General features: G+C 45.2%; 23 protein-coding genes. 16 read left to right on the plus strand and 7 right to left on the minus strand.

The window, feature by feature from the left end; all coding sequences use genetic code 11:
• Positions 1-42 precede the first annotated feature (42 nt).
• The 7 genes from HMPREF2700_RS03595 to HMPREF2700_RS03630 all read left to right on the plus strand — a co-directional run bounded on the left by HMPREF2700_RS03595 (position 43) and on the right by HMPREF2700_RS03630 (position 7,552).
• A complete protein-coding gene (locus tag HMPREF2700_RS03595; RefSeq protein ID WP_070590177.1) occupies positions 43-1,221 on the plus strand; it encodes a polysaccharide biosynthesis/export family protein in 1,179 nt (392 codons plus the stop codon).
• A gap of 11 nt (positions 1,222-1,232) precedes the next feature.
• The gene (locus tag HMPREF2700_RS03600) at positions 1,233-2,402 is read left to right on the plus strand and encodes a capsule biosynthesis protein (RefSeq protein ID WP_070590180.1); all 1,170 of its coding nucleotides are present in this window, start codon (positions 1,233-1,235) and stop codon (positions 2,400-2,402) included.
• The gene (locus HMPREF2700_RS03605) at positions 2,402-3,199 is read left to right on the plus strand and encodes an ABC transporter permease (protein ID WP_070590183.1); all 798 of its coding nucleotides are present in this window, start codon (positions 2,402-2,404) and stop codon (positions 3,197-3,199) included. Before HMPREF2700_RS03600 ends, HMPREF2700_RS03605 begins: the two co-directional genes overlap by 1 nt.
• Positions 3,196-3,846 (plus strand): ABC transporter ATP-binding protein, encoded by a 651-nt coding sequence (locus HMPREF2700_RS03610; protein WP_003747991.1) that lies wholly within the window; start codon positions 3,196-3,198, stop codon positions 3,844-3,846. The genes HMPREF2700_RS03605 and HMPREF2700_RS03610 overlap by 4 nt, the downstream gene beginning before the upstream one ends.
• 63 nt (positions 3,847-3,909) lie before the next feature.
• Entirely contained in the window at positions 3,910-6,183 is a 2,274-nt protein-coding gene (locus HMPREF2700_RS03615) for a Tex family protein (RefSeq protein WP_070590186.1), read from the plus strand.
• Between the two features lie 633 nt (positions 6,184-6,816).
• On the plus strand, positions 6,817-7,164 hold the full coding sequence (locus HMPREF2700_RS03625; RefSeq protein ID WP_039861883.1) for a hypothetical protein: 348 nt from the start codon (positions 6,817-6,819) through the stop codon (positions 7,162-7,164).
• Between the two features lie 46 nt (positions 7,165-7,210).
• On the plus strand, positions 7,211-7,552 hold the full coding sequence (locus HMPREF2700_RS03630) for a hypothetical protein (protein WP_003683849.1): 342 nt from the start codon (positions 7,211-7,213) through the stop codon (positions 7,550-7,552).
• Between the two features lie 57 nt (positions 7,553-7,609).
• Here the strand turns inward: HMPREF2700_RS03630 and HMPREF2700_RS03635 are convergent, their stop codons facing one another.
• Positions 7,610-8,500 (minus strand): LysR family transcriptional regulator, encoded by an 891-nt coding sequence (locus HMPREF2700_RS03635; protein ID WP_070590192.1) that lies wholly within the window; start codon positions 8,498-8,500, stop codon positions 7,610-7,612.
• 128 nt (positions 8,501-8,628) lie between these two features.
• Here HMPREF2700_RS03635 and HMPREF2700_RS03640 point away from each other — a divergent pair, with 128 nt between their 5' ends.
• Together HMPREF2700_RS03640 and HMPREF2700_RS03645 are read left to right on the plus strand one after the other, a co-directional pair.
• Complete coding sequence (locus tag HMPREF2700_RS03640) at positions 8,629-9,024, plus strand: DoxX family protein (RefSeq protein ID WP_070590195.1); 396 nt, start codon at positions 8,629-8,631, stop codon at positions 9,022-9,024.
• A 15-nt stretch (positions 9,025-9,039) separates the two neighbouring features.
• A complete protein-coding gene (locus HMPREF2700_RS03645; protein WP_049332899.1) occupies positions 9,040-9,645 on the plus strand; it encodes a nitroreductase family protein in 606 nt (201 codons plus the stop codon).
• Between the two features lie 112 nt (positions 9,646-9,757).
• Here the strand turns inward: HMPREF2700_RS03645 and cysS are convergent, their stop codons facing one another.
• The 6 genes from cysS to HMPREF2700_RS03675 form a co-directional block, all read right to left on the minus strand.
• Positions 9,758-11,179: a cysteine--tRNA ligase gene (cysS, locus tag HMPREF2700_RS03650; RefSeq protein ID WP_070590197.1), complete on the minus strand. Its 1,422-nt coding sequence runs from the start codon at positions 11,177-11,179 to the stop codon at positions 9,758-9,760.
• A gap of 10 nt (positions 11,180-11,189) precedes the next feature.
• Complete coding sequence (locus HMPREF2700_RS03655; RefSeq protein ID WP_070590200.1) at positions 11,190-12,059, minus strand: EcsC family protein; 870 nt, start codon at positions 12,057-12,059, stop codon at positions 11,190-11,192.
• Positions 12,060-12,119: 60 nt separating this feature from the next.
• A complete protein-coding gene (gene obgE, locus HMPREF2700_RS03660) occupies positions 12,120-13,274 on the minus strand; it encodes a GTPase ObgE (RefSeq protein ID WP_070590203.1) in 1,155 nt (384 codons plus the stop codon).
• Between the two features lie 143 nt (positions 13,275-13,417).
• Positions 13,418-13,906, minus strand: a complete 489-nt coding sequence (locus tag HMPREF2700_RS03665) for a peroxiredoxin family protein (RefSeq protein ID WP_070590206.1) — start codon at positions 13,904-13,906, stop codon at positions 13,418-13,420.
• Positions 13,903-14,286 carry an acyl-CoA thioesterase gene (locus HMPREF2700_RS03670; RefSeq protein ID WP_070590208.1) on the minus strand — a complete coding sequence of 128 codons (384 nt, stop codon included), beginning with the start codon at positions 14,284-14,286 and terminating at the stop codon, positions 13,903-13,905. The genes HMPREF2700_RS03665 and HMPREF2700_RS03670 overlap by 4 nt, the downstream gene beginning before the upstream one ends.
• On the minus strand, positions 14,286-14,648 hold the full coding sequence (locus tag HMPREF2700_RS03675; RefSeq protein ID WP_003681812.1) for a hypothetical protein: 363 nt from the start codon (positions 14,646-14,648) through the stop codon (positions 14,286-14,288). Before HMPREF2700_RS03675 ends, HMPREF2700_RS03670 begins: the two co-directional genes overlap by 1 nt.
• 416 nt (positions 14,649-15,064) lie before the next feature.
• On the opposite strand from HMPREF2700_RS03675, the gene HMPREF2700_RS03680 reads away from it, so the two are divergent.
• The 7 genes from HMPREF2700_RS03680 to HMPREF2700_RS03710 are packed head-to-tail and all read left to right on the plus strand — an operon-like array spanning position 15,065 to position 25,310.
• A complete protein-coding gene (locus HMPREF2700_RS03680) occupies positions 15,065-18,340 on the plus strand; it encodes an ImcF-related family protein (RefSeq protein WP_070590211.1) in 3,276 nt (1,091 codons plus the stop codon).
• Between the two features lie 2 nt (positions 18,341-18,342).
• Positions 18,343-19,965, plus strand: coding sequence for a type VI secretion system protein TssA (tssA, locus tag HMPREF2700_RS03685; RefSeq protein ID WP_283129667.1), 1,623 nt, complete (start codon positions 18,343-18,345; stop codon positions 19,963-19,965).
• A 9-nt stretch (positions 19,966-19,974) separates the two neighbouring features.
• Complete coding sequence (tssF, locus tag HMPREF2700_RS03690; protein WP_070590216.1) at positions 19,975-21,741, plus strand: type VI secretion system baseplate subunit TssF; 1,767 nt, start codon at positions 19,975-19,977, stop codon at positions 21,739-21,741.
• Positions 21,705-22,814, plus strand: a complete 1,110-nt coding sequence (tssG, locus tag HMPREF2700_RS03695; protein WP_070590218.1) for a type VI secretion system baseplate subunit TssG — start codon at positions 21,705-21,707, stop codon at positions 22,812-22,814. The genes tssF and tssG overlap by 37 nt, the downstream gene beginning before the upstream one ends.
• Positions 22,815-22,833: 19 nt before the next feature.
• Entirely contained in the window at positions 22,834-23,373 is a 540-nt protein-coding gene (tssJ, locus tag HMPREF2700_RS03700; protein WP_049332881.1) for a type VI secretion system lipoprotein TssJ, read from the plus strand.
• On the plus strand, positions 23,373-23,786 hold the full coding sequence (gene tssE / locus HMPREF2700_RS03705; RefSeq protein WP_049332879.1) for a type VI secretion system baseplate subunit TssE: 414 nt from the start codon (positions 23,373-23,375) through the stop codon (positions 23,784-23,786). The genes tssJ and tssE overlap by 1 nt, the downstream gene beginning before the upstream one ends.
• 45 nt (positions 23,787-23,831) lie before the next feature.
• A complete protein-coding gene (locus tag HMPREF2700_RS03710) occupies positions 23,832-25,310 on the plus strand; it encodes a prolipoprotein diacylglyceryl transferase (RefSeq protein WP_070590221.1) in 1,479 nt (492 codons plus the stop codon).
• Positions 25,311-25,547: the final 237 nt, after the last annotated feature.

The raw sequence follows: 25,547 nt of genomic DNA on the forward strand, positions 1-25,547 counted from the left end.
ATAATGGCTGTGCGTAATTAAAAGTATAGTGAGATTTAATCAATGTTGAAAGCAGAATGTCTTACCCGCAGGGGCATGTTATTGTTGTGCGTCAGTCTGTTGGCTGCATGCTCTTCTCTTCCTACTTCCGGCCCAAGTACACGAAATGTTGTTGCTTTGGGGCAACAGCAGGCTACAGCCGAAGTACCGGAGGTGGAATTGATTGATGTGAATGGTGCGGTAGCTCAGTCGCTATATCAAGCGCAAGTTAATCAGTCATTTGCTCAGTTGGGCGATGGTACATCATCAATAGGGGCTATCAATATAGGTGATGTGCTGGACATTACGATTTGGGAAGCTCCTCCGGCTGTGTTGTTCGGTGGGGCTTTGTCGTCTACTGGTTCGGGTAATGCGCAGCAAACTAAGCTGCCCGAACAGATGGTCAGCTCTTCAGGTACGATTTCTGTGCCGTTTATCGGCGATGTGTCTGTCCTCGGTAAAACACCGGTTCAGGTGCAAAACATTATTAAAGGCCGTCTGAAAAAAATGGCGAACCAGCCGCAGGTAATGGTGCGCATGGTGCAAAATAATGCGGCGAATGTATCGGTTATCCGTGCGGGTAACAGTGTGCGTATGCCTTTGACTGCTGCGGGCGAGCGTGTGTTGGATGCGGTGGCTGCCGTGGGTGGTTCGACTGCGAATGTTCAGGATACGAACGTACAGCTGACACGCGGCAATGTTGTCAGAACGATTGCATTAGAAGATTTGGTGGCGCATCCGCGTCAAAATATTTTGTTGCGCCGCGGTGATGTAGTCACAATGATTACTAATCCGAGCACGTTTACGTCTATGGGTGCGGTCGGTCATACGCAGCAGATTGGTTTCTCTGTGAAGGGCTTGTCTTTGGCTGAGGCTGTGGGACGTATGGGCGGTCTGCAGGATTATAGTGCAGATGCGCGCGGCGTATTTGTATTCCGTTATGCGCCTTTGTCCGAGCTGCCTCCTGAGAAACAATCTAAATGGGTTGAAAAGGGTTATGGCGATCGTGCGGAGATTCCTGTGGTCTACCGTTTGAACCTGGCAGATGCGAATTCTATGTTTTGGATGCAGCGTTTCCCTGTGAAGGATAAGGACGTGGTGTACGTATCGAATGCGCCGATGGCCGAAGTACGCAAGTTCTTGTCATTTGTGTTCTCGCCTGTGGTTAGCGGTGCGAACAGTATTAATAATTTAGTGAACTAATGGGGAAAATAATGTCTGAGCAAGTTTCTGCAAATGTGGATGTGAAACCGGAACAACCGGCTCCCGAAAAGAAAAAGGCCAAAAAGTCTTGGTTACGTAAGATTAATCCGTTGCTTTGGGTAACGGTTATCGTGCCGACTTTGTGTTCCGGTGTGTATTACGGAATATTTGCTTCCGATCAGTTCACATCCCAGTCCAGCTTTGTGGTGCGTTCTCCTAAGAGCCAATCGTCTTTGAACGGCTTGGGTGCCATTTTGCAGGGGTCTGGTTTCTCTCGTGCGCAAGACGATATTTATACCGTGCAGGAATATATGCAGTCGCGTTCGGCTTTGGATGCGTTGAGTAAGAAAATGCCCGTTCGTGATTTTTATGAAAAAGAAGGCGACATTTTCAGCCGTTTTAATGGTTTTGGCCTGCGTGGCGAGGATGAAGCGTTTTATCAATACTACCGCGATAAGGTATCTATCCATTTTGACTCTGTCTCAGGCATTTCCAATTTGAGCGTTACATCGTTCAATGCCGGTGAATCTCAAAAGATCAATGATGCTTTGCTCAAACAGGGCGAGGTATTGATCAACCAGCTGAACGAACGTGCTCGTCAGGATACGATTCGTTATGCTCAAGAAGTGGTCAATTCGGCTGAAGAAAAAGTTAAAGAAGCTTCTGCCCAATTAACAAAATTCCGTGTGTCCAACGGTATTTTCGACTTGAAGGCGCAATCTGATGTGCAAATGGGTTTGGTATCCAAATTGCAGGATGAGTTGATTGTCATTCAAACCCAGCTTGACCAGGTAAAAGCTGTTACGCCTGAAAACCCGCAAATTCCAGGTTTGATTGCGCGCGAGAAAAGCTTGCGTAAAGAAATCTCGCAACAAATGAAAGCGATTTCCGGCGGAGGTGAGGGTTCGTTGTCCAATCAGGCGGCGGAATATCAGCGCGTGTATTTGGAAAATGAATTGGCCGAAAAACAATTGGCTGCGGCGATGACTTCTTTGGAAAGTGCAAAAGCGGAAGCAGATCGTCAGCAATTGTATTTGGAAGTGATTTCCCAGCCGAACAAACCTGACTTGGCACATGAGCCAAACCGTCTGTACAACATCGTGGCAACGTTTGTCATCGGTTTGATTGTCTATGGCATAGCCGTGTTGCTTTCTGCAAGTATCCGTGAGCATAAAAACTGATGAAAGAGCTACATAAAACATCGTTTTTGGAGTCGCTGCTTATTCAAAAAAGGGTAATCGGTGCACTCTTAATGCGTGAAATTATTACTCGCTACGGTCGTAATAACATTGGTTTTTTGTGGTTGTTTGTCGAACCTTTGCTGCTGACTTTGGTTATGGTGTTGATGTGGAAATTTTTCCGTATGCACAACGTGTCAGCTTTGAATATCGTGGCATTCACGCTGACAGGCTATCCGATGATGATGATGTGGCGTAATGCTTCTAATCGTGCTATCGGTTCGATTTCTGCCAACACAAGCCTGCTGTATCACCGAAATGTACGCGTTTTAGATACCATTTTTGCGCGTATGTTGTTGGAGATTGCCGGCGCCACCATTGCGCAGGTCGTGATTATGTTCGCATTGGTCGTCATCGGTTGGATTGATGTACCGGCAGATATTTTTTATATGTTGTTGGCTTGGCTTTTGATGGCAATGTTTGCCGTTGGATTGGGGCTGGTCATCTGTTCGGTAGCGTTTCACTTTGAGCCGTTTGGCAAGGTTTGGAGTACCATCAGTTTTGTGATGATGCCTTTGTCCGGCGTGTTTTTCTTCGTACACAACCTGCCTCAGCAATTGCAACACTATGTGCTGATGATTCCGATGGTGCATGGTACAGAAATGTTCCGTGCCGGATATTTTGGCAACAGCGTTACGACTTACGAAAATCCTTGGTATATTTTGTTGTGTAATTTAGTTTTGCTGCTGCTTGGTTTGGCGATGGTGGCGAGATTCAGCAAAGGGGTTGAGCCGCAATGATTTCAGTTGAACACGTTTCCAAACGCTATCTGACCCGCCAAGGTTGGCGGACAGTCTTGCACGATATCAACTTCAAAATGGAGAAGGGCGAGAAAATCGGTATTCTCGGCCGCAACGGTGCAGGTAAATCGACGCTCATTCGTTTGATCAGTGGCGTTGAGCCGCCGACCACGGGCGAAATCAAGCGGACAATGAGTATTTCTTGGCCTTTGGCATTCTCCGGTGCGTTTCAAGGCAGCCTGACAGGTATGGACAATTTGCGTTTCATCTGCCGGATTTACAATGTCGATATCGATTATGTGAAGAACTTTACCGAAGAGTTTTCCGAGCTGGGTCAATATCTTTATGAGCCGGTCAAGCGTTATTCTTCAGGTATGAAGGCACGTTTGGCATTTGCTTTGTCGTTGGCGGTAGAATTTGACTGCTATCTGATTGACGAAGTGATTGCAGTTGGTGACTCGCGCTTTGCCGATAAATGTAAGTACGAGTTGTTTGAAAAGCGCAAAGACCGTTCCATCATTTTGGTGTCACATAGCCACAGCGCCATGAAGCAATATTGCGATAATGCGATGGTGCTGGAAAAAGGGCATATGTACCAGTTTGAAGATATGGACAAAGCCTACGAATATTATAATTCGCTGCCTTAAAGCGATTGTTTTTAAATCAGGCCGTCTGAAATTTCAGACGGCCTGTCCGTTGGAATCATATTGATGAACATTACTCAAATTCTTTCCCAAGAGCTCTCCGCGACTACTGCGCAAATTAATGCCGCCATTGAGCTTTTGGACGATGGCGCGACCGTCCCCTTTATCGCGCGTTACCGTAAAGAAGCCACAGGCGGGCTGGATGATACGCAGTTGCGCCAGCTTGCCGAGCGGCTGCAATATCTACGCGAGTTGGAAGAGCGCAAAGCCGTTGTTTTAAAAAGCATTGAAGAGCAAGGCAAGCTTTCAGACGACCTCAGGGCGCAAATCGAAGCCGCCGACAACAAAACCGCGCTGGAAGACCTGTATCTGCCCTACAAACCCAAACGCCGCACCAAAGCGCAAATCGCGCGCGAACACGGTTTGCAGCCGCTGGCGGACGTGTTGCTTGCCGAGCAGCCGCAGGATGTTGAAGCCGCCGCGCAAGGCTACCTGAACGAAAACGTTCCCGACACCAAAGCTGCACTGGACGGCGCACGCGCGATCCTGATGGAGCAGTTTGCCGAAGACGCGGAACTCATCGGCACGCTGCGCGACAAGCTGTGGAACGAAGCCGAAATCCATGCGCAAGTCGTTGAAGGCAAAGAAACCGAAGGCGAAAAATTCAGCGATTATTTCGACCACCGCGAACCCATCCGCACCATGCCCAGCCACCGTGCGCTGGCGGTATTGCGCGGCCGCAACGAAGGCGTGTTGAACATCGCGCTCAAATACCAGCCCGACGACACGCCGATTACGCAGCAAAGCGAATACGAGCAACTCATTGCCCGCCGTTTCAAGGTTTCAGACGGCCACAAATGGCTGCGCGACACTGTGCGCCTGACTTGGCGCGCGAAAATCTTTTTGTCGTTGGAACTTGAAGCCCTAAATCGTTTGAAAGAAGCCGCCGATACCGACGCGATTACCGTGTTCGCCCGCAATCTCAAAGACTTGTTGCTCGCCGCACCCGCCGGACGGCTGACCACTTTGGGTCTCGATCCGGGCTACCGCAACGGTGTGAAATGCGCCGTGGTGGACGACACGGGCAAGCTGCTGGATACCGTCATTGTCTATTTGCATCAAGAAAACAATATGTTGGCAACGTTGTCGCGCCTGATTAAACAATACGGTGTGAAGCTCATCGCCATCGGCAACGGCACCGCCAGCCGAGAAACCGACAAAATCGCGGGCGAACTGGTGCGCGGAATGCCGGAAATGGGGCTGCACAAAATCGTCGTTTCTGAAGCCGGCGCGTCGATTTATTCCGCGTCCGAACTAGCGGCGCGCGAGTTCCCCGACTTGGACGTTTCCCTGCGCGGCGCGGTGTCCATCGCCCGCAGGCTGCAAGACCCGCTTGCCGAGTTGGTGAAAATCGACCCCAAATCCATCGGCGTGGGCCAGTATCAGCACGACGTGAACCAAAGCCAGCTCGCCAAATCGCTGGACGCGGTGGTCGAAGACTGCGTGAACGCCGTCGGCGTGGACGTGAACACCGCCTCCGCCCCGCTCTTGGCGCGGATTTCCGGTTTGAATCAAACCCTTGCCCAAAACATCGTCGCCTACCGCGATGAAAACGGCGCGTTCGACAGCCGCAAAAAATTGCTGAAAGTGCCGCGTTTGGGCGAAAAAACCTTCGAGCAGGCGGCAGGCTTTTTGCGGATTAACGGCGGCAAAGAGCCGCTGGACGCGAGCGCCGTCCACCCCGAAGCCTATCCTGTCGTCGCCAAAATGCTGGCGCAACAAGGCATTACCGCCGCCGAACTCATCGGCAACCGCGAGCGCGTGAAGCAAATCAAAGCGTCCGACTTCATCGACGAACGCTTCGGTCTGCCGACCATTCTGGACATCCTGTCCGAGCTGGAAAAACCCGGCCGCGACCCGCGCGGCGAGTTTCAGACGGCCTCATTCGCCGAAGGCATCCACGAAATCAGCGACTTGCAAGTCGGCATGATACTCGAAGGCGTGGTCTCCAACGTCGCCAACTTCGGCGCGTTCGTGGACATCGGCGTCCATCAGGACGGTTTGGTGCACATCTCCGCCCTGTCCAATAAGTTCGTCCAAGACCCGCGCGAAGTGGTGAAAGCCGGCGATGTGGTGAAAGTGAAAGTGCTGGAAGTCGATGCTGCACGTAAACGCATTGCGCTGACTATGCGGCTGGATGACGAATCGGGTAGCACAGCCAAAGGCAACAGGCCGTCTGAAACCCGACATCAAGAACGCCGTGACCGCAAACCCCAACGCAACGAGCGTGCCCCAACCAATTCGGCAATGGCAGATGCGTTTGCGAAGTTGAAGCGGTAAGGTAGAAAACCAATTAAAGGTCGTCTGAAAACTTTTCAGACAACTTTTGCCGGCATTTACAGTTGTAATGATACGTTTGTTTTAGTTAAATTCCGTTTATCTGAAATGGATTGTAGATTTTAGATATAATGGTATTTTACTCAAAATTACAAGTTGAGTATCTGTTTAGTATTTTGTTATTGTTATGAAAGATTATTGGAAAACAGATATTGTTTTAGACTACTTTTGAATATTGGGTTTGTAACCCATTCTATATTTATTTTAATAAAAGATATTTCGGTTGAAATTTTAAAATATGGTAAAGATTTTTATATGTATTTTTTATTTTATCTTTATGATATGTTATTTTTTATTAGGTGGAATTTTATATGTATACAGAAGAGAATATTATGATATTTTTATTATTTTTGTAAGAATTAATAAGTATATATTCTATGGTGGGGGGATCACTCTTTTTTTTCTTTCCTCTAGTGTAAAGTTTATTATTGGTAATATTACAGAGTCAAGTAAATTTTTTAAACAAATTAATATGATTTTTTATATTGTTCAGTATATTAATTTATTTATATTTTTTGCAATTTGTATTTCCGTTTTTTGGGTTGTGGTTTTTAGTTTAAAATTTGGAGTATGAGAATGCCAAACGCTGGATTTAGTTTTTTAAATATTGCACGCGAAAATGGATTAAGTACTGCTGATGCGATTCAAAATGCTAATAATATTCAGAAATATTTAGCCACGCCTGAAGCAGATAGAAATTCATTGGATGGCCTTGATGCTGCAATCGCAGCCTTATCTTTCGCCGCTACAAGTGCTGCTATGGGAGCTTCTGTAGCCAATGCAGGTCTCTCTGGTAATGCAAATGCAGCTGGTGCTATGTTGACGGGAGCTGCATATCAATTGAATGGGGCAGTTGCTTCAGCTTCTATGGCTGCAACTTATGCATATTTGAAGAGTAGTAGGTATCTTCAAATAAGCGTATAGTTCCAAATATCACAAATCCATCATCACAACCTTAGGAGCTCAAACCATGAAACCTGTTTTGTTTGCCGCGCTGATTTCCTGTTTCTCCGTTGCTGCGTATGCGGCCTGTACCGACAGCCAGCAGCAGTGCGTGATTTATAAAAACGGCAACGTCGCGACAGAAGGTGGCTGTACGGTCAGCAAGTGCCAAAGTGCCGATGCGCAAGTGTTGAAATGGAAGCTGAAAAACGGCAAAGGCGTAACCGTTGAAATCGGTAAAAACGGTAAGGTTTTGGTGAACAAAAAACCGGGTGCGAAAGCGAACAACAGCAATGCGTCAGGCATGGGTTTGACATGCTATGCCGCCGATGCGGACAAACGCGAACAGTTCTGCTCGACCAATTATTGATTGGATTGTTGCTTTGATTAAAGGCCGTCTGAAAAGTGTTTCAGACGGCCTTTATGTTTATCCTTCCGATATTTTTTCATTGAGAAAGTCGATAAAGCTGCGTACTTTCGCGCTGAGAAAGGCCCTGTCGACATAAGTGGCGTTCAGTTGATCTGTCCAGATGGTGTAATCGGGCAGGAGTTGGATCAATGTGCCGTCCTTCAATTCCTGCTGAACTGCCCAAAGGGGCTGATAGCCTATGCCTGCACCTGATTTAATCAGCTCGCGGATCATCAGTGTGTTGTCGCTGCGGATAATCGGGGAGAGATGGAGAATGGCTTTTTCTGCGGTAGCGCGGTGGGTAATTTCCCAGTCTTGTTGACTGGTATAGGAAGGCAGGATAGCTTGGTGCTGCATGACGGCTTCGGGTGTATCGGGTGTGCCGTGTCGGGCAAGATAGTCGGGGGCGGCAAGCAGGACGAACTCGATTTTAGCCAGCGGTTTGACGATCAGCGAAGGGGAGGGGGTTTTGGAAACGCGCAAGGCGAGATCGAAACCTTCGGCGATGAGGTCGATATGGCGGTTGTCGAGGACGAGGTCGAGCGTGACTTTGGGATAACGCTGGCGGTATTCGGCCAACCATGCGCTCATATCACCGCCTGCAAACCACAGGGGCATGGTAACGCGCAACATACCTTGCGGCGTGTCGGCACCGCCTGCCGCTTTTTGGGCGGCGGTGTCCAAGGTATCCAGCGCGTAGCTGCATTGGCGGTAGTATTCTTCGCCTGCTTCGGTCAGGTGGAGGTTACGGCTGTTGCGGTGTAAGAGCTTGGCTTGAATGGTGTTTTCCAGATGGCTGACGTGTTTGCTGGCCATGGCGGTGGAGATGTCAAGCTGATCGGCGGCACGGGTAAAACTGCCGCTTTGAACAACTTGGCGGAAAACTTTTAGGCTGAATAGGGTATCCATGATTTCTTATTAGGAAACGTTGTATCAACAATTCGAGTATATATCTCTTACTGGGAATTATCTATACTGCACTTATTGAAATTGCTCCCTACCTCTTTCAGGTAGCCATTAAAATAAGGATTATTAAGATGTCAGCCCTCAAATCATTCCAACCTGTTGTATTGTCCGTCTTGCGTATTGTTACGGCGTATCTGTTTTTGCTGCATGGCACGGCCAAGTTTTTCAGTTTCCTGATGTCCATGGGCGGCGCACCTGAAGGCTTGATGCTGGTGGCCGGTATTTTGGAAATTGTCGGTGGTATCTTATTGATATTGGGCCTGTTCACCCGTCCGACCGCGTTTATTTTGTCCGGTCAGATGGCTGTCGCCTACTTTATGGCACACGCGTCTTCTGGTAATGTTTTGTTCCCATTGGTCAACCATGGCGAATCTGCCGTTTTGTTCTGCTTCGTGTTTTTGTATCTGGCAGTAGCCGGCGGCGGAGCGTGGGCTTTGGATAATGTTTTTGGTAAAGATAAAGATTAATTTAAGGAAAAGATCATGACTTATTCTGTTTTGCAACAAGCTGCTGAAACCCGTCGTTCTATCTATGCATTGAACAACACCCTGCCTCTGTCCAATGAGGAAGTAACCAAAATTATCGAACACGCCGTTTTGCATACGCCGTCTTCTTTCAATTCGCAATCTGCTCGAGTGGTCGTATTATTTGGCGAAGAACATGCCAAAGTGTGGCATTTTGTCGAAGAAGCGTTGCGTGCGGTTGTTCCTGCCGAGCAGTTTGAAGCCACTGCACAAAAACTGAACTTGTTTAAAGCAGGCGCGGCGACAGTTTTGTTCTTTGAAGATCAAGATGTTGTCAAAGGCTTGCAAGAGCAGTTCCCATCTTATGCGGCCAACTTCCCGATCTGGGCGGATCAGGCAAATGCCATGGTTCAATATGCTGTTTGGACAACATTGGCGGCTGCCGGTATCGGCGCCAATCTGCAACACTACAATCCGCTGCCTGATGCGGCCATTGCCAAAGAATGGAATCTGCCGGAAAGCTGGTTGTTACGTGCGCAAATGGTGATTGGCGGTATTGCAGCTCCAGCCGGCGAAAAAACCTTCCAACCAATCGAAGGCCGTCTGAAAGTATTCGGCGCATAAATGAAATGATGTTTTAAACCAAGGACGCGATGTTTGCGCCCTTTTGGAAATAGCAAAATTAAAAAGGCCGTCTGAAAACAGTTTCAGACGGCCTTTTATCTATGTCATGAAATCAACCGCGGCGCCAAGTCGTACCGCCGGCATTGTCTTCCAGAATGATTTTGTGTTCGTTCAGAAGGTCGCGGATACGGTCGGATTCCGCCCAGTTTTTATCCGCGCGTGCCTGTTTGCGGCGGGCGATTAAATCTTCGATTTCCTCGTTGGAGAGGCCGTCTGAAACAGCACCGCCTTGCAGAAATTCAATCGGATCGCGTTGCAACAGGCCGATGATGCTGCCCAAAGCTTTCAGGCAGCCGGCGAGGTGTACATCATTGGTTTTGTTCACTTCGCCTGCCAGTTCGAACAACACGGCAACCGCTTCGACCGTACCGAAATCGTCGTTCATGGCGGCGTAGAAACGGCGGGTGTAGTCGTTGGCGTTTTCAGATAAGTCAAACTCAGCCGCTGGTGTGTTTTTCAACGTAGTGTACAGGCGGGTCAGCGCACCTTTTGCGTCGTCCAAATGTGCGTCGGAGTAGTTCAACGGGCTGCGGTAGTGGGCGCGCAGGATGAAGAAACGCACGACTTCAGGGTCATATCGTTTCAACACTTCACGGATGGTGAAGAAGTTGCCCAGCGATTTGGACATTTTTTCGCCGTCCACGCGGATGAAGCCGTTGTGCAGCCAGTATTTGACGTGGCTCGCGATGCTTTGACCGTGGTGGGTTTGCGCGTGGTCGTGGCCGCAGGTATGACCGCAGGCACCGACGCTTTGGGCGATTTCATTTTCATGGTGTGGGAACTGCAAGTCCGCGCCACCGCCGTGGATGTCGAAAGTATCGCCGAACAGGTTTTCACTCATGGCAGAGCATTCAATATGCCAACCCGGACGGCCGTTGCCCCAAGGGCTTTCCCATGCCGGCTCGCCTGCTTTGGCCGCTTTCCACAACACAAAATCAAGCGGATCGCGTTTGAAACCATCCACTTCCACACGCTCGCCTGCGCGCAGGTCATCCAACGATTTGCCCGACAATTGGCCGTAAGCAGAAAACTCGCGCACGGCGTAGTAAACGTCGCCGTTTGCGGCAGGATATGCCTTGCCGTTTTGAATCAGGGTTTCAATCATGGCAATCATTTGCGGAATGTTTTCGGTCGCCTTCGGCTCAATATCCGGACGCAACACACCCAAAGCATCGGCATCTTCGTGCATAGCCTGAATGAAACGCGCGGTCAGTTCGCCGATGGTCTCCCCGTTTTCAGCCGCACGGGCAATGATTTTGTCGTCGATGTCGGTGATGTTGCGCACATAAGTGAGCGGATAGCCGCACTCGCGCAACCAGCGGGCAATCATGTCGAACACAACCATCACGCGGGCATGGCCTAAGTGGCAGTAGTCGTAAACGGTCATGCCGCAAACGTACATACGCACGTTTTTCGGATCGATGGGGGTGAAGGGTTCTTTTTGTCGGGTAAGGGTGTTGTAGATGGTTAGCATAATCAATAGGTTATTGTGATGATAATATATTTTGATGACGAATCAGATTAAACTGCTGGCGGACATAGCTTTCGCCATATTTGCTTTCTAAGCGTTTGACAATAAAATGTCCGCGAGCGATGTCTTGATAAAAATCAGTAAACATGACGTTTAGGGTTGCACCTGCAACTGCACCGATGCCAGGAACTAATTGCGCTGCCACTTTTTCGGTAAGCGGAACGCCCAAACGTGTGGCAACAGCCTGAATGATTTGAGCTAATGCTTTGCCGATAGCCGATGTGTCAATCACTTTGGCGGTTGTACCCTGTGTCAAAACAAGTAGTTCTTTTGAGGTTACGTTCATGATTTGGCTCAATGCGATACGGCTGGCGTAATAACCGCTTTCAGCACTGTCATCATCTTTGTCTTCATTGACGGTAAAACCGAAGACGGCAATACATTCCAATTTGGTTTGGTAATCGTTGATGTTGAAACCTTCACTGCGTGCTACGTCCAAAATGGAACGCATCATAATGGCGGTGGAAATTGGCAACTCGGCTACCAAAGTAGTAAAGCCGAAAAAACCACCAACCGCGCCCGTTATGCCTGCCATTAATTTATGAGTTTTAGTAGAGGCTTCAGTTTTCTCACTATTCATAGTGGATGCACTGGCATCGAATACTTTATGCAATGCTGTCTGAATAATTTGATTAACTTTGTCTGCCGCACCTTTGGGTAGCTTGTCTAATAGGTACTCCACAGGCGAACCGACTATTGCCGTCATTTTGGCAGTTAATGACGGACTGGTCAGCAGGGCAACGGCTTGTTTCAATTCGTCAAAATCCTGTTGCGCCATAGGTGTGTCGTTTGAAGAAGAAACAAATATATTTTCTGGATTCATCAAATTTTCCTTTGCTTTTATTTTTGGGTGGTATTTCACGCAGAAATGCCACCTGAAACTTTATTCAGCCTGTAAAACGTTGGTATTCGTTTTTGGCTGATTTGCTACAATTTCGGCTTTTGCCGTTGCCTGCTCCACTTCGGCTTTCTCAGCTTCGATGCGTTTTTTCTCGGTCAGGTATTGGTTGATTTGGTGTACCAACTCCTGCGTGCCTTGGTGGGTCAGGGCGCTGATTTGGAAGAGGCGCGGGGTTTCCATGTCGAATTGGAAGCGGTCGTCTGGTTTTGGGTAGTCCCAGCCGATGGCTTCGAGGAAGGCGGCGCTACGCGCTTGGGCTTCTTCTTCATCGAGCATGTCGAGTTTGTTCAGTACCAGCCAGCGCGGTTTGTCGTAGAGCTCTTCGTCGTATTTGCGTAATTCGTTGATGATGGCGAGGGCTTCTTCTGCTGGGTTGACGGTTTCGTCGAAAGGGGCCAAATCGACGACGTGCAGCAGCAGGCCGGTGCGCGATAAGTGTTTGAGGAAGCGGTGGCCGAGGCCTGCGCCTTCTGCCGCGCCTTCAATCAGGCCGGGGATGTCGGCCATGATGAAGCTGTGGTTTTCGTCGATACGAACGACACCTAAATTTGGATGAAGGGTGGTGAAGGGGTAGTTGGCAATTTTGGGGCGTGCGGCGGATACGGCGGTAATCAGGGTGGATTTACCGGCGTTGGGCATGCCTAACAAGCCGACATCGGCGAGGATTTTAAGCTCAAGTTGCAGGGAGCGGGTTTCGCCTTCTTCTCCGGGCGTGGATTGTTTGGGCGCGCGGTTGACGGAGGATTTGAAGTGGATGTTGCCCAAGCCGCCTTTGCCGCCTTTGGCGAGGCAGACGCGCTGGCCGTGATAAGTGAGGTCGGCGACGATTTCGTTGGTGTCGAGGTCGCGGATGAGGGTGCCGACGGGCATTTTGAGGACGATGTCGTCTGCACCTGCGCCGTAGCGGTCGGAGCCGTGGCCTTTTTCGCCGTTTTTGGCTTGGTAGCGTTTGACGAAGCGGTATTCGACGAGGGTGTTGGTGTTTTCGTCGGCTTCTGCCCAAACGCTGCCGCCTTTGCCACCGTCGCCGCCGTCAGGGCCGCCGCGGGGTACGAATTTTTCGCGGCGGAAACTGGTTGCGCCATTACCGCCTTTGCCTGCGGCGACTTCGATTTTTGCTTCGTCGATGAATTTCATGATGTTCTCTTATGGGTATTCGGTTGTTTCAGACGGCCTTTGTTGATAGAGGAGCTTGGTGTCTGAACGGATAAAATGTTGCTTATTATAAAGGATATTTCGGTTTTAGGCCGTCTGAAATATGGTTTCAGACGGCCTTGGATTTATTGGGCGAGGGCTTGGTCGATTTCTTGATAAAGTTGGGAGAAATTGGGTTCGCCAACGTAGGTTTTGAGGATGTTGCCGTTTTTGTCGATCAGGACGGAAGTAGGGTAAACCTGTGTACCAAAGGCTTTTGCGGCAGTTTTGTCGGTATCGTACATGACGGTGAAGGGAATGCCGTATTCTTTGACGTACTGATGGACACTTTCGATGGGGTCAATGGGTTGGGCGATGCCGAGGACTTGGAAGTTTTTGCCTTGATAATCTTGGGCGGTTTTGATGATTTTAGGCATTTCACTCACGCAGCCGGGGCAGGAGGGAAACCAGAAGTTGATGAGGGTAACTTTGTCTTTTAAATCGGCGTTGGTAATGGTTTTGCCTTGCAGATCGGGCAGGGCGAAATCAGGGGCGGCTTTGTTGCTGGGGATAAGGACGAAGGTGAGAAGCGCGCCAATCGTGGCAACGATGAGGAGTGTGAGTATTTTTTTCATGATGTGAGGTTTTGAATTGCGTGTGCTAAGGTTTTGGGAACACTGATGCTGCGGCCGCTTTCACTGCTGACGGGCATAAGGGTAACTTCGGCTTCAATGGCGGCTTTGCCGTTGGGCAGGGTCGCGGTTTGGCTGAGGATGATGTGGCGTGTGCCGATGTCTTTCAGACGGCCTGTAAAGGTTAAAACATCGCCCTCAAGCGACGGACGGCGATAGCGGATGTCAACTCGTGCAACAACGAGCATGATGTCTTTGAGTTCGGACAGAAGGTCATGCTCTTGAAAAAACGTCCAGCGCGCTTCTTCGAGAAATTCGAGATAGCGCGCATTGTTGACGTGACCGTAGCCGTCGAGGTGGTAGTTGCGGACGGTCAGTTTCATCAGTTGAGATTGATGGGTTGGAACTCTTCGCGTGCGATGGGTTCGTGTTCGAGGTCGGTAATCACGGTGGAGAGTTGGATGTCGAACCATTCGTTGAAAATGTCGGCGTCCAAATCCGGCCATTCGCTTTCGTCTTCGCACCAGTCGGCCAATTCGGCAGCAAAAATGTCTTCAAAACGCGCTTCGATTTCGTCCCATACTTCGTCGGCAGTTTCGCACGGGCGAACGAGGTAGGAATTGGCATCAGCTTGGATATCTTCAAGCGTTAGGCCGTCAAGGTGATTGCCGGGTAGGGATTTCAGCCAGTTCCAAAAAGGATCGAGGGGGATAAGCAGGAAGACGCTGCGGTTGACTTCGTACATGGTGTTTTCCTTGGTTTCTGTATAGTTGAATGATATAGCAAAGGTGGGGGACTGGCTATCTTTTGGGGGATAAAGGCCGTCTGAAAAAATACGATATAAGGTATAGCCGGATAGGGTTTGTTTCCTGAATCTGTTGTGTAAACAACACGGTTAGTTTCTGTATCTATATGGTATGAGGAGAAGATATCAAGTTTTGAATATAACTTTGATAGTTTCGGAGGGTGTTGTCGGTTTGGTTGATTGTATGTGCAAATAGCGAATAGTTTTTATGAGTCAGAGGCTGAAGCAATATTGAGAGGTGAAGATAAATATTGGGTTAAATGAATATTTATTCAAATAAGATTTATATGTAATAATGACGGAAAGGAAATATCCTATTATAATCCATCCCTTATCTTTTTCGAGAAAACTCTACTATGAAGCCTATTACAACAGGGGTAATCATCTTTATTGGAAGTGCTATCAGCGCAATCCTATTATACTTTTTTGGCCAAAATCTTGGCATTACGTCGACTATTGCAAAAATTGTGGTCTGGGCATGTGTATCAATTGTGATCTCATTGATACTCCTTACCCCTTTGATTACGAGATTTTTTTGGGCTAGGAGCTCCGATAAATACTCTGGTTTGAAACATTTAAATCCTGAAGATTTAAGTGGGGATAATGGAGAGTCTTCAACTCTGATTGGTATAACGGAACGTTGGGAGCAGCTACGCCATATTTACTTATTGACTAGACAATATAAAAAACATCGTAAGCCTTGGATTTTCGTTGTAACCCAAGAACCAATGCTCTTGGATAGAGTTTTGCCTAATATTCGTCCGCAACTTTGGGTAGAAACGGCTTCTGCGATTTGGATAGATGCTCAGGCAATGGAACCTGCGAATGGTTGGCAGTATCTGAGGGGTGTGGGAAAACGTCCTGCAGAAGGTATTGTTGAGCTTCAAGGGGAGTTTTCAGTTCAGGAAAATACCGCTCAACTGCTTGAGTTAATGAAAAAACTTGGTTGGAAACTTCCAATTAATCAAGTTCATTTTGTAAATGATGCCAATGAAATGCCATCAGCAGTCAGCCATGCTTTGAAATATGGTTCAACAATATCTTCAGCAGAGTTGATGAAAGAGTTGGATCAATTTGCTAACCGGTTGGCAGCTGTGGGCACACGATTGATTGAAGCCGATTTAGAACAAACACCTATTGCAAAATTGTCTGCCAAACTGCCGTCACAAACTCAGGCTTTGGCTGATTATATTGCTGCAGAAAAGCGGGGACTGGGAAAACTGGATACTGTTGCAGGTATTTCTTTTATTCAATCAAATCAACCTGAACAATCAGGAGATTTGATTTTCCGTGCATTCAACGATTTATCTGTTTTGGGTTCCGGAAAGAAACTGCGTTTTTCTAAAACGGAAAAAATTTATTTGGGCTTAAGTGCAGTTGCCCTGCTTGCCGGCGGTGCGTTTGCAGTCAGTGCGTATAGCAGCTATCAAGAAATCAGCCGTTTGAAGACCGATTTTGAAAGCGTACAGAAAGTAAAATCTCGTGCTGAGAAAGTAGCTACACTTATTCGATTGCAACAAGATATTACAGATTTGGAGTCTCGTCGAAGCTTCTCACAATATGCGGTTAAGTTTTTGGGGTATGAGCATCGACAAGAGCTCTTAGCTGTTGCTTACCGTAAATATAATAATTTGGCAAAAGATGTTATCAGCCGTCCTGCTACTGCATTCTTTGAGAACAAGTTAGATGAATTGGTAATGTTGGAAGGCAGAATTCCTGATGACTTTGAACTTCAGGATAGTGCTTATCAAGATTTGAAAGCATATTTGATGCTGACATCTCATGTTGAGAAAACAAAAGACGCAAAAGATGCGGAATTCTTAGTAACCAAGTTGACGCAGATGTTGACGACACAAAATGTGGCGGCAAAAGATGCGCAAACATTGGCACAGTTTTTTGTGTCGCGTATGTCACAGAAAAATAATTTGGCAGAGCCTGAACAAACTGAATTGGTATCAAGAAGCCGTCAGGTCTTGGTGGACTGGATCAATCGCGACCAAGGCAGTGAGCAATTGTATAAACGCATTATTCAGGGCACGAATGCCAAGTTGCAAACCATCACCTTAGATAAATTGCTTAATAAGGATTTGAAAGGTATTTGGAATGTTGGAAAACCTTTGCCGCGTATATATACGGTTGAGGGTTGGGAAAAATATATTAAGCCAGGATTAGAACAGGCAATTAAAGACAGCAAGAGCAATGATTGGGTATTGGGCGGTAATGTGTACCAAGCTTCGGTAACAGAAGCGGCAATCAATAGCCTGAAAGAACGTTACTTTAAGGAATATGCTACCGCTTGGTACAACATGATGAACAGCATTACATGGCAACCGAGAACAACCAGCTTGGATGCAGTCAATCAGCTTCACGTCTATGCGGATCCTCAACGTTCGCCATTGGTGGCATTATTTAATGCAGTGAAAGAAAGTAGTCAGCTGGATAGCAAGAAAGTTGATGTCAATCCTGCTGTTACAGATGCAGCAAAACGTGTAGCTGCAAGACAACTGTCTACTCGTTCGCGTAAGGTTGCAGATGCGGTATTGAATTCTCAATCTGAAAATATTAATGCTTTGGAAGATAAGGTAAATGATTATCTAGCAGGGCCGTTGGAAGCAGAATTTGAAACTCTGTTGCAATTGATTGATGCACAAATTAATCCAAAGAGTGATTTGAGTCTGCAGCGCTACCTTGAACGTGTAACTACTGTGAAGCAGCGTTTGATTCAAATGACGGCATCCTCTGATACTGGAGGTGCGGCAAGAACAGCTGTGCAAGGTGTTTTAAACGGTGGTGATAATGAGTTCCTCGACGGCATACAGTATGCACGTTTGATTGAGGCCGGTGTGGGTGACAGATTGTTACCGTTTGCACGAAATGTTTTTGTATTGCCGTTTAATTCCGTATGGGATTCAATTGCCGGCGTTGCTCAAAAAGACATCAATAATTTGTGGGCAAGCAATTTTGTCAATCCTATGCAGTCTGAATTGGGTGGCCGATATCCATTTGCTCGATCAGAAATCGAAGTTTCGATTCCGGTATTGGCAAAATATTTGGATGTTAACAAAGGTGCACTTAATCAGTTTGTCACAACCCAATTGGCAGGTGTTTTAACCAAACAGGGTAACCAATGGATTGTTGCGCCCGGAAGTGAATTGAAAGTTAACCCGGGATTGCTGCAACAATTGAATAAATTGAGTGCTATTTCTGAAGACTTCTTTGTTAACGGAGAGGGTGGCTATAGCTTTGAGCTGAAACCGACATCTACTCAAGGTATTGTTCAGTATGATTTAATTATCGACGGTCAGTCTTTAGATTATTTCAACCAACAAACAGAGTGGAAGACATTCAAATGGCCTGGAGATGTCAGCAATGCCGGTCTTCGTATTTCTTGGGAAACTGAGGCAGAAGGTATGCGTAAGACTCAAGAAATTAGTGGTCGCTTCGGTTTTATCCGTATGCTTGAAAAATCTAGGGTTACACCGATTGACAGTGGCACTTATTTAGTCGAATTCCCATTGGAGAAAGACAAATTGATGAGGTTCTATATGAGAACTAATTCCGGTAAAGGACCTTTGGGATTGTTGGAACTGAAGAATATCCATCTGCCGAATAAGATTTTTGAGGTTAAATAATCATGACATTACCCCAATGGGTAAAGCCGATACTTGGTGATGAGGGTACATCAATCACCGATAACAATATTCATCGCTGGCAAGAGTGGCTGGAACCTGTTTCAGACGGCCACCCTTGTGGCGAGGATGTTGCATATGCCGATGATTTTGAGGCTATTAAAATTGAATTGGCCAAACTTTCAGGTATTGATTGCCGATTGATTTTGGATGCTTCTGAACGCTTGTTAAAACGTCAATCTAAAGACTTGAGAGTAGCAACTTATTATATTTTTGCCGCTTTGCGAGACCGGGGTTTGGCAGGTTTTTCAGATGGTTTGGAAATTTTATGCGGATTGCTGCAAAAATTTGATCAATCACTATGGCCGAAAAAGCCGGTACAAAAACGCAATGCATTAAATTGGCTGTCTGGGGAAAGAGTGTTGGATACGCTCAAAGGGACTGAATTATCTAATTCGGTAGACCTCAAGCGGACATTATCGGCGTTAATGTCGTTGCAGCATTATCTTGAGGGATGGGAAGAATCAGTACGCCCCAGCCTGTTTCCGTTATTGCAATATTTTGAAGAGTCATCTGTTCGGTTTTCATTACCTCAGACAAGTACAGGTCAAAATCAGGAAGTTAGTACGCCTATTGAACAGGAGGTTGTACCACAGATTCGTCAAGAGAGTCAGAGGCCGTCTGAAAGTTTAGCTGTCACTCAAGTTAACTCTTCTAAAGCCTTACTCGATCAAGTTAGGATTAATGCCGCCTATTTAAGAGAGCAGGATGATGGATATTGGCCTGCATATAAGATGATTCGTGCTGTACGTTGGGGTGGGCTAAATGGTATCCCTCCTCATCAAAATGGTCAGACTCGTTTGAAAGCTCCAAGGACAGATTTATTGGCAACTTTAAATCGTTTGGTTAATGAGCAGCAATGGCAGGATTTGCTTGATAGAGTAGAAGCGGCTTTTTTAGAAGGCGCTAATCAGTATTGGCTTGATTTGCAATATTACGCGTGGCAAGGACAGCAGGCGTTGGGTGGTTTATATCTGTCTCAGGTTGACTCATCATTATTTGAACTGAAATCTTTACTGACCAGATGTGATGGCTTGACCGGATTAAGTTTTGATAATGGATTTCCATTTGTCTCAGCCGATACGCTTACGTGGTTGGAGCAAAAGGTTATGCCATCCACGCGCAAGCAGACTAGTAGTCGAACAGTTCAAAAAGCAGTAATAGAATCATCATCTCATGTAGAAAACCAAGAAAGTCAATGGCAACAGGCTTTGTTAAAAACACAAGAACAAGGCTTGGATGCTGCTTTTGCTTGGTTGGAAACATTACCAGAGTTGCAGTCAGGTGCTGGGCAGGTTAAAAAGTGGTTGATGATGGCCCGTTTGGCTGCAAACAATCAAAAAGTAGATTGGGCCTTGAAACTGTTGGAACAGGCTTCACGGCAGATGCAGGTTTTGACAGTAAAAGAGTGGGATAAACATTTTGCATTTGATGTATATGCTTTGTGGTATCAATTGTTAAATGAAAATTTTGATAAGAAAGATACTGAAGCTACTGGGCAACTTGAATTTTTACGAACTGAATTAATGCAGGCTGATATTGTCCGTGCATTAGAATTAATCGATTAAACATATATTATGTCAGATCCCACATTACGTTATTATGAAGAAGAGATGCGGTATCTCAAAGAAGCAGGGTTAGAGTTTTCAAAAGCTCACCCTGATCGTGCCGCAATGCTGAATTTGGATAGAGTAGGTACACGCGATCCTTATGTGGAGCGATTGTTTGAAGGCTTTGCTTTCTTAACAGGAAGAATCAGACAAAAACTTGATGATGACTTTCCAGAATTGACTGAGGGTTTGGTCAATATGCTGTGGCCTCATTATCTGAGGATGATTCCTTCTTTGACTGTTTTAGAGTTAATTCCAGATGATAAAAAGTTGCAGGGTGGGCAGCTTGTTAAAAAAGGACTATCCGTACAATCTGAGCCCATTAATATTAATGATAGGTTGACGAGATGCCTGTACCGAACTACAGGTGATGTTAAACTCCAGCCCTTGAGTATCTTGCATACGTTATTGGATTATGATGCAAATGGTCAAAGTGTCATCAAATTGACTTTTGGTATTCACAGGCAGACGCAGAAAGACAATTTGGATTTTTCTAAAATCAGAATTTATATTTCTGCTGATGAACCAGTTGCTTTTGCATTACGTCATGCTTTGTTAAATCAGGCTGCTCAAATTAGTATCCATCATGCCGAACTACCATCTGGAGGTAATATACGGTTTAAGGCCGTCGGATTTGCCGAAGATGAGAGATTGTGGGAAAAAGTAAATAACAGTTTCAGTGGATATCAATTATTATTGGAATACTTTTGTTTCAAACAGAAGTTTTTCTTTATTGATTTGATTGGTATTGATGCCGAAGAATGGTCGGAACGCATTAATGAGTTTAGTATTAATGTAGTTCTGTCCAAACAATATCCTTCAGAGCTTAGATTTCCTCCAGATTGCCTGAAATTAAACTGTGTTCCTGCCATCAACCTCTTTGACATGGAGGCTGAGCCTATTCGGGTGGATCACAAGACATTTGAATATCCTGTTAAGCCCTTGTTGCATGAAGGTATGGCAGTTGAGGTGTATTCAGTAAATGAAGTGGAAGCTGTAAATCATGAGACAGGCAAGCGCTATTCATATATTCCTTTCTCGTCATTCCAACATCGTGGTGGATTGATGAAATATGATGCTCCTGAACGGTATTACCATACGAAGGTAAAACGAGGAGTATCTGGAAAGCATGAAACATTTATTATGCTTGGTGGATTGTTGTGGGATAGAAAAGATATTCTGCCTACTGAAACACTTTCTCTAAAAGTAGTAGGGACCAATGGTGCTTTGCCACGTAAGAGTTTGAGGGAAACCCAGATTCAAGACACGGATATAGCCGAGCCCAATATTAAAATGGTAAGAAACCTTACGACTCCGACGTTGTCATGTTATCCTCCAACAGAAGACAGATTTCAATGGCGTATCTTGTCCCATTTGTCACCAAATTATCTATCATTACTAAACGTTGATAGTTTAAAAGGTGCATTGTCGATTTACGATTGGACCGAAGATGAATTGAATAAGCGCAGATTGAACGGGATTGTTGACGTTAAGCATGAAACAGTACAAAGAATCGAGCGTGGTGCAGTTCATCGTGGAGTTCATATTACAGTAACATTTGATTCAACTGCATTTAATGGGGAAGCAGAAATTTATTTGTTCGGAGAATTATTGAACGAATTTTTTGCAATGTATGCTGATTTGAACCTATTTACCCGGTTCAGCATAGTTTCTCTGCCATCCGGGAAAACATATACATGGAAAGACAGCAAAACAACTATCACACGGTTTTAGAAACAGCGCATAAAAGTGCTAAAGAAAATAACGGCAGACAGACACTGCCTCTATGGGAGATTCCTAGAAATAAATCTCATCGCGAAGGTATAGCATCTGAAATTTTTCAAGAGAAATTGGGAGAGTTTATTGTACGCAATGCAGCAACAATGAATTTTTTCCAATTTTGTCGGGTGTTGGAAACGCTTGCCGATGGTGCTGAAGAAAAAGCTGTAGAGTCAATGGTAAGATTCAGAAGGGTGAAGTCTTTATCTTTTCCTTCTGGGGAAATTGCATCGGTTGAATATGATGCGGAAGCCGAGCTACCAACTGTAAGAACAACATTTTTAGGTTTGTATGGCGTAGATGCGGTCTTGCCGGATTATTTCCTGAATGATATTGCAACGCATAAAGACGGTAGTGAAAGCTTAGCTGCATTTTTGGATATTTTTAACCATAGAATTACAACCCTGTTTTTTCAGGCATGGAAAAAATACCGCTATCCGTTTTTGTTTCAAAATGAAGGGCAAGATGATTTATCTCGCTCTCTTCTGCACCTTATTGGGCAGGGGATGGTAAATGGTAAATTTATACATCCTTTGCTAGATAGCAGAATCTTGGGATTGTTCAGTGTTTTTTATCAGCGCACCCGAACAAAAGAAGGTATTATCAGTATAGTTAGATATTTGTTACCTTTTGCAGATGTAAAAGTAAAAGAATTTCAGCCTCAATGGGTAATATTGGAAAAAAATCGTGAGTTGGGGAAAGCCGGTTTGAGATTGGATGGAGGAAGTGCATCTTTAGGCAGTAGAATAAAAGATCATAGTCATCTGATACGTATTGAGATTACACCAGATACATTTGAGAATGCACAGCTTCTATTACCAAAACAAACATTACACCAAAAATTACTTGAATTATTGAAGCTCTATTTGGGTTGCCGTTTTGATGCAAGCATTTACCTAAACATCAAGAAGCAATGGGTACCTCAAAGCCGTTTAGCAAAAAAACAAATGTTGGGGATTAATACCGGTTTAGGTACGATGTATCAAGACAAGCAAATAAAGATAGCGAACTATACATATTCAAACTAATTTAAGAAAACGGAAAATCATGAATAAGAAAACTAGAATTCAGTCAGTCTGCGCATTAGCCTTATTGTGTGCGGTATTATCAGGTTGCGGGGTTTTGCAAGGCGTGAAAGATGGTACGACCAATGTAACTAAAAGTATCTTTTATACTAAGTTAAAGATATTAAAGATTGACTTGGTTGCTCGTAATGGTTTGAATCAAAATGAACGAGGTCAATCGTTATCGACAGTTGTTCGCATTTATCAGCTTAGAGATAAGCAGAATTATGAAGTTGCATCTTATCGTGATTTGCTTAATCAAGATAAAACCATCTTGGGCAATGATTTGGTAGAAGGGTATAAGCAATATACCATTCGACCTGGTGAAACTATCAGCTTGGATGAAACCTTGGATAAAGAGACCAAGTATGTTGGTATCGTGGCTTTTTATAATCGGGTAGGAGAGGATCAACCGTGGAAAATGCTTCTATCCAAAAAACAGCTGAAAAATAAAAAGCCTTTAGTTGTTGAGTTGGTAGATAATAAAGTTGTAATTCAAGAGACCGAAAAGAAAGTCAAATAATGGATGCAGCCCTCTATGAGAAATTAACGGGGTTTTATTCTGATGGCTTGCCACTAGATGGGCTTCCAGATGGTTTCCAGTTAGTTAGGAGTGTTTTAGATAATATCCAACGCATTCTCAATAGTCGGAGTGGTTCCTTGAAGCATTTGCCTGATTATGGAATCCCTGACCTTAGTATGGTTTATAAGAATTTACCGTCTAGTGCACATGATTTACGGTATTTCATGAGGAAGACCTTATTGAAATATGAACCCAGATTGAGAAATTTGGACATTCGACTGACTGAGTCTAAAGACAATATTATGGTTTTATGCTATCAGCTTGAATGTGAAATTGAAAATGCCGGTGCTGTAGTCATAGACACTTATTTTATGCCTGAAGGAACGGTTTCTGTTAAACGCAGCCGAGCGTAACTTTTTAGGTATTAACAGATTACTTTAAAATTAAGAACTAAATATATGGTTAAACACTTTTTTCTTACTTGCAGTGTATTGCTTTCAGCAGCTGCCCAGACAGCCTTGGCTAAAGAGTATGATTTAGAAGGTACATTAGTTACTCAAAATAATTATGTACGAATTCAGAGTTGTAATCTGAAAAATACTTATGCTTTATTACCCGGTAGTGGAAATGGCTATGAAGCGACAGCAGAGATTGTCAGTGCCAGAAAAAATATGCCCGAAAGCACGCCAATCTATGTTGCTTTAAAAGGAAAATTAGAAAGCCCCAATTTTTTAGTTTCTGGAATTGAACTCATCAAAATAGGGGAAAACTGCCATACAGCCAAAACTAAATCCTCATCTCCTGAAAAAGCTGTTCAGAAATACCCAAGTGAAAACCAGCAGCCAGATTTAGAAGACAAAAATTCTAAGGCTGAGCCATACAATCCTGTATTGAAGCCGGTGGAAGCAGAACCAGTGGTAACAGAACCAGAAAATCTGAAACAAACAGCAGAAGAACCAGGAACAACGATATCAGTTGAGCCGGCTCATCATTCAAAATCTACACAAGCTACTCAACCTGAAGACAGTAAAAAGTCTAAAGATGATCAATATTCTTCTGATAATCTTCTTGATAAGCAGGTTAAAACAGAAGATGCTAAACAGGCAGATATTGAGAATTTGGAGAGAGACAATGCTACTCCAGTTGATCCTGCAACGTTAAATACATCTAAGCCAAATGTTCAATCTGTAGAGGCTCTTGAAAAGGTAGAGCAACCTGCAGTAGATGAATCTAAGGCTGTGGAAAAATCAGAAACTAAGTCCGTAGAGCAGTCGGCTATAGTAGAAACATCTGAGGCAGTAGAACAACCAATAGCCAGTGAATCTAAAGCTGTAGAACAGCCAGTGATTGTAGAAACTAAGACTGTAGAACAGCCATCTGAAGCAGATATGCCTACAGTAGTGGCGCAACCTATAGTGGATGAGTTTAAAGTTGAGCAGCCAGTGGATGCAACAACGGCTAATACTGTGGAACAGTCTTCGGCAGTAGAAGCATCTGCGGTAGTGCAACCACCGGTAGTAGATGATCATAAAGTTGTAGAACAACCTGAGGAAGTTAAAACATTTGAACCGACTGGAGCTTCTGAAACGGTACACAATCCTATAATAGAAGAGACTTTTATAGAGGCCGATCATAAGGTAGAAGAGAAACCGTCTGTACCAGAGGTTGTTATTCCAGCATCGTCCTCTGTGGAAGATCGTGTAACGGTATTTGAAACTCAGCCTAAAACTGATAATCAAGAATCTACACAATTAGAGAGTATTCCGTCTGTAGGGACGCAAGCCGACCAGTTAACAGAAGCAACTCATTCTACACACGAAACTTTATCGGGAACCAAAGCATCAGTGCCAATAACTAATTCATTTTCAAATGAAGTTTCTGCGCAGCCAGTTTATGTGAATCACATTATTGTGCATGAAGATGATGTGGCTGAGTAAAAGGTAACCAATATAGTCGATTTAGTTCTCAGTTATGAGAAAAGGCCGTCTGAAGAATCTTAGTTTTAAGTTAAATGGATTTTGATTCTTCAGGTAATTGTAAAAGGTCTTAAAAAATTCGTTCTCGTGAATAAAAAAGCTTACTTAAATCATTAAGTAAGCTTTTTTGTATTTAATGGGCAGTAAGTATATGAATTATTCGTAGCTTGAGACCTTTGCAAAATTCCTTTTTCCCCG

This window comes from Neisseria sp. HMSC068C04, from assembly GCF_001810105.1.
In the GTDB taxonomy this organism is placed as follows: domain Bacteria; phylum Pseudomonadota; class Gammaproteobacteria; order Burkholderiales; family Neisseriaceae; genus Neisseria; species Neisseria flavescens_B.

Bases quoted from the DNA above. Each gene is read 5' to 3' on its own strand.
- tssF (WP_070590216.1), top strand. From the start codon at position 19,975: ATGTCAGATCCCACATTACGTTATTATGAAGAAGAGATGCGGTATCTC.
- HMPREF2700_RS03640 (WP_070590195.1), top strand. From the start codon at position 8,629: ATGTCAGCCCTCAAATCATTCCAACCTGTTGTATTGTCCGTCTTGCGT.
- tssG (WP_070590218.1), top strand. From the start codon at position 21,705: ATGGAAAGACAGCAAAACAACTATCACACGGTTTTAGAAACAGCGCAT.
- HMPREF2700_RS03710 (WP_070590221.1), top strand. From the start codon at position 23,832: ATGGTTAAACACTTTTTTCTTACTTGCAGTGTATTGCTTTCAGCAGCT.
- tssA (WP_283129667.1), top strand. From the start codon at position 18,343: ATGACATTACCCCAATGGGTAAAGCCGATACTTGGTGATGAGGGTACA.
- obgE (WP_070590203.1), bottom strand. From the start codon at position 13,274: ATGAAATTCATCGACGAAGCAAAAATCGAAGTCGCCGCAGGCAAAGGC.
- HMPREF2700_RS03635 (WP_070590192.1), bottom strand. From the start codon at position 8,500: ATGGATACCCTATTCAGCCTAAAAGTTTTCCGCCAAGTTGTTCAAAGC.
- tssJ (WP_049332881.1), top strand. From the start codon at position 22,834: ATGAATAAGAAAACTAGAATTCAGTCAGTCTGCGCATTAGCCTTATTG.
- HMPREF2700_RS03605 (WP_070590183.1), top strand. From the start codon at position 2,402: ATGAAAGAGCTACATAAAACATCGTTTTTGGAGTCGCTGCTTATTCAA.
- HMPREF2700_RS03655 (WP_070590200.1), bottom strand. From the start codon at position 12,059: ATGAATCCAGAAAATATATTTGTTTCTTCTTCAAACGACACACCTATG.
- HMPREF2700_RS03645 (WP_049332899.1), top strand. From the start codon at position 9,040: ATGACTTATTCTGTTTTGCAACAAGCTGCTGAAACCCGTCGTTCTATC.
- HMPREF2700_RS03665 (WP_070590206.1), bottom strand. From the start codon at position 13,906: ATGAAAAAAATACTCACACTCCTCATCGTTGCCACGATTGGCGCGCTT.
- HMPREF2700_RS03675 (WP_003681812.1), bottom strand. From the start codon at position 14,648: ATGTACGAAGTCAACCGCAGCGTCTTCCTGCTTATCCCCCTCGATCCT.
- HMPREF2700_RS03625 (WP_039861883.1), top strand. From the start codon at position 6,817: ATGCCAAACGCTGGATTTAGTTTTTTAAATATTGCACGCGAAAATGGA.
- HMPREF2700_RS03600 (WP_070590180.1), top strand. From the start codon at position 1,233: ATGTCTGAGCAAGTTTCTGCAAATGTGGATGTGAAACCGGAACAACCG.
- HMPREF2700_RS03595 (WP_070590177.1), top strand. From the start codon at position 43: ATGTTGAAAGCAGAATGTCTTACCCGCAGGGGCATGTTATTGTTGTGC.
- HMPREF2700_RS03615 (WP_070590186.1), top strand. From the start codon at position 3,910: ATGAACATTACTCAAATTCTTTCCCAAGAGCTCTCCGCGACTACTGCG.
- tssE (WP_049332879.1), top strand. From the start codon at position 23,373: ATGGATGCAGCCCTCTATGAGAAATTAACGGGGTTTTATTCTGATGGC.
- HMPREF2700_RS03610 (WP_003747991.1), top strand. From the start codon at position 3,196: ATGATTTCAGTTGAACACGTTTCCAAACGCTATCTGACCCGCCAAGGT.
- HMPREF2700_RS03670 (WP_070590208.1), bottom strand. From the start codon at position 14,286: ATGAAACTGACCGTCCGCAACTACCACCTCGACGGCTACGGTCACGTC.
- HMPREF2700_RS03680 (WP_070590211.1), top strand. From the start codon at position 15,065: ATGAAGCCTATTACAACAGGGGTAATCATCTTTATTGGAAGTGCTATC.
- cysS (WP_070590197.1), bottom strand. From the start codon at position 11,179: ATGCTAACCATCTACAACACCCTTACCCGACAAAAAGAACCCTTCACC.
- HMPREF2700_RS03630 (WP_003683849.1), top strand. From the start codon at position 7,211: ATGAAACCTGTTTTGTTTGCCGCGCTGATTTCCTGTTTCTCCGTTGCT.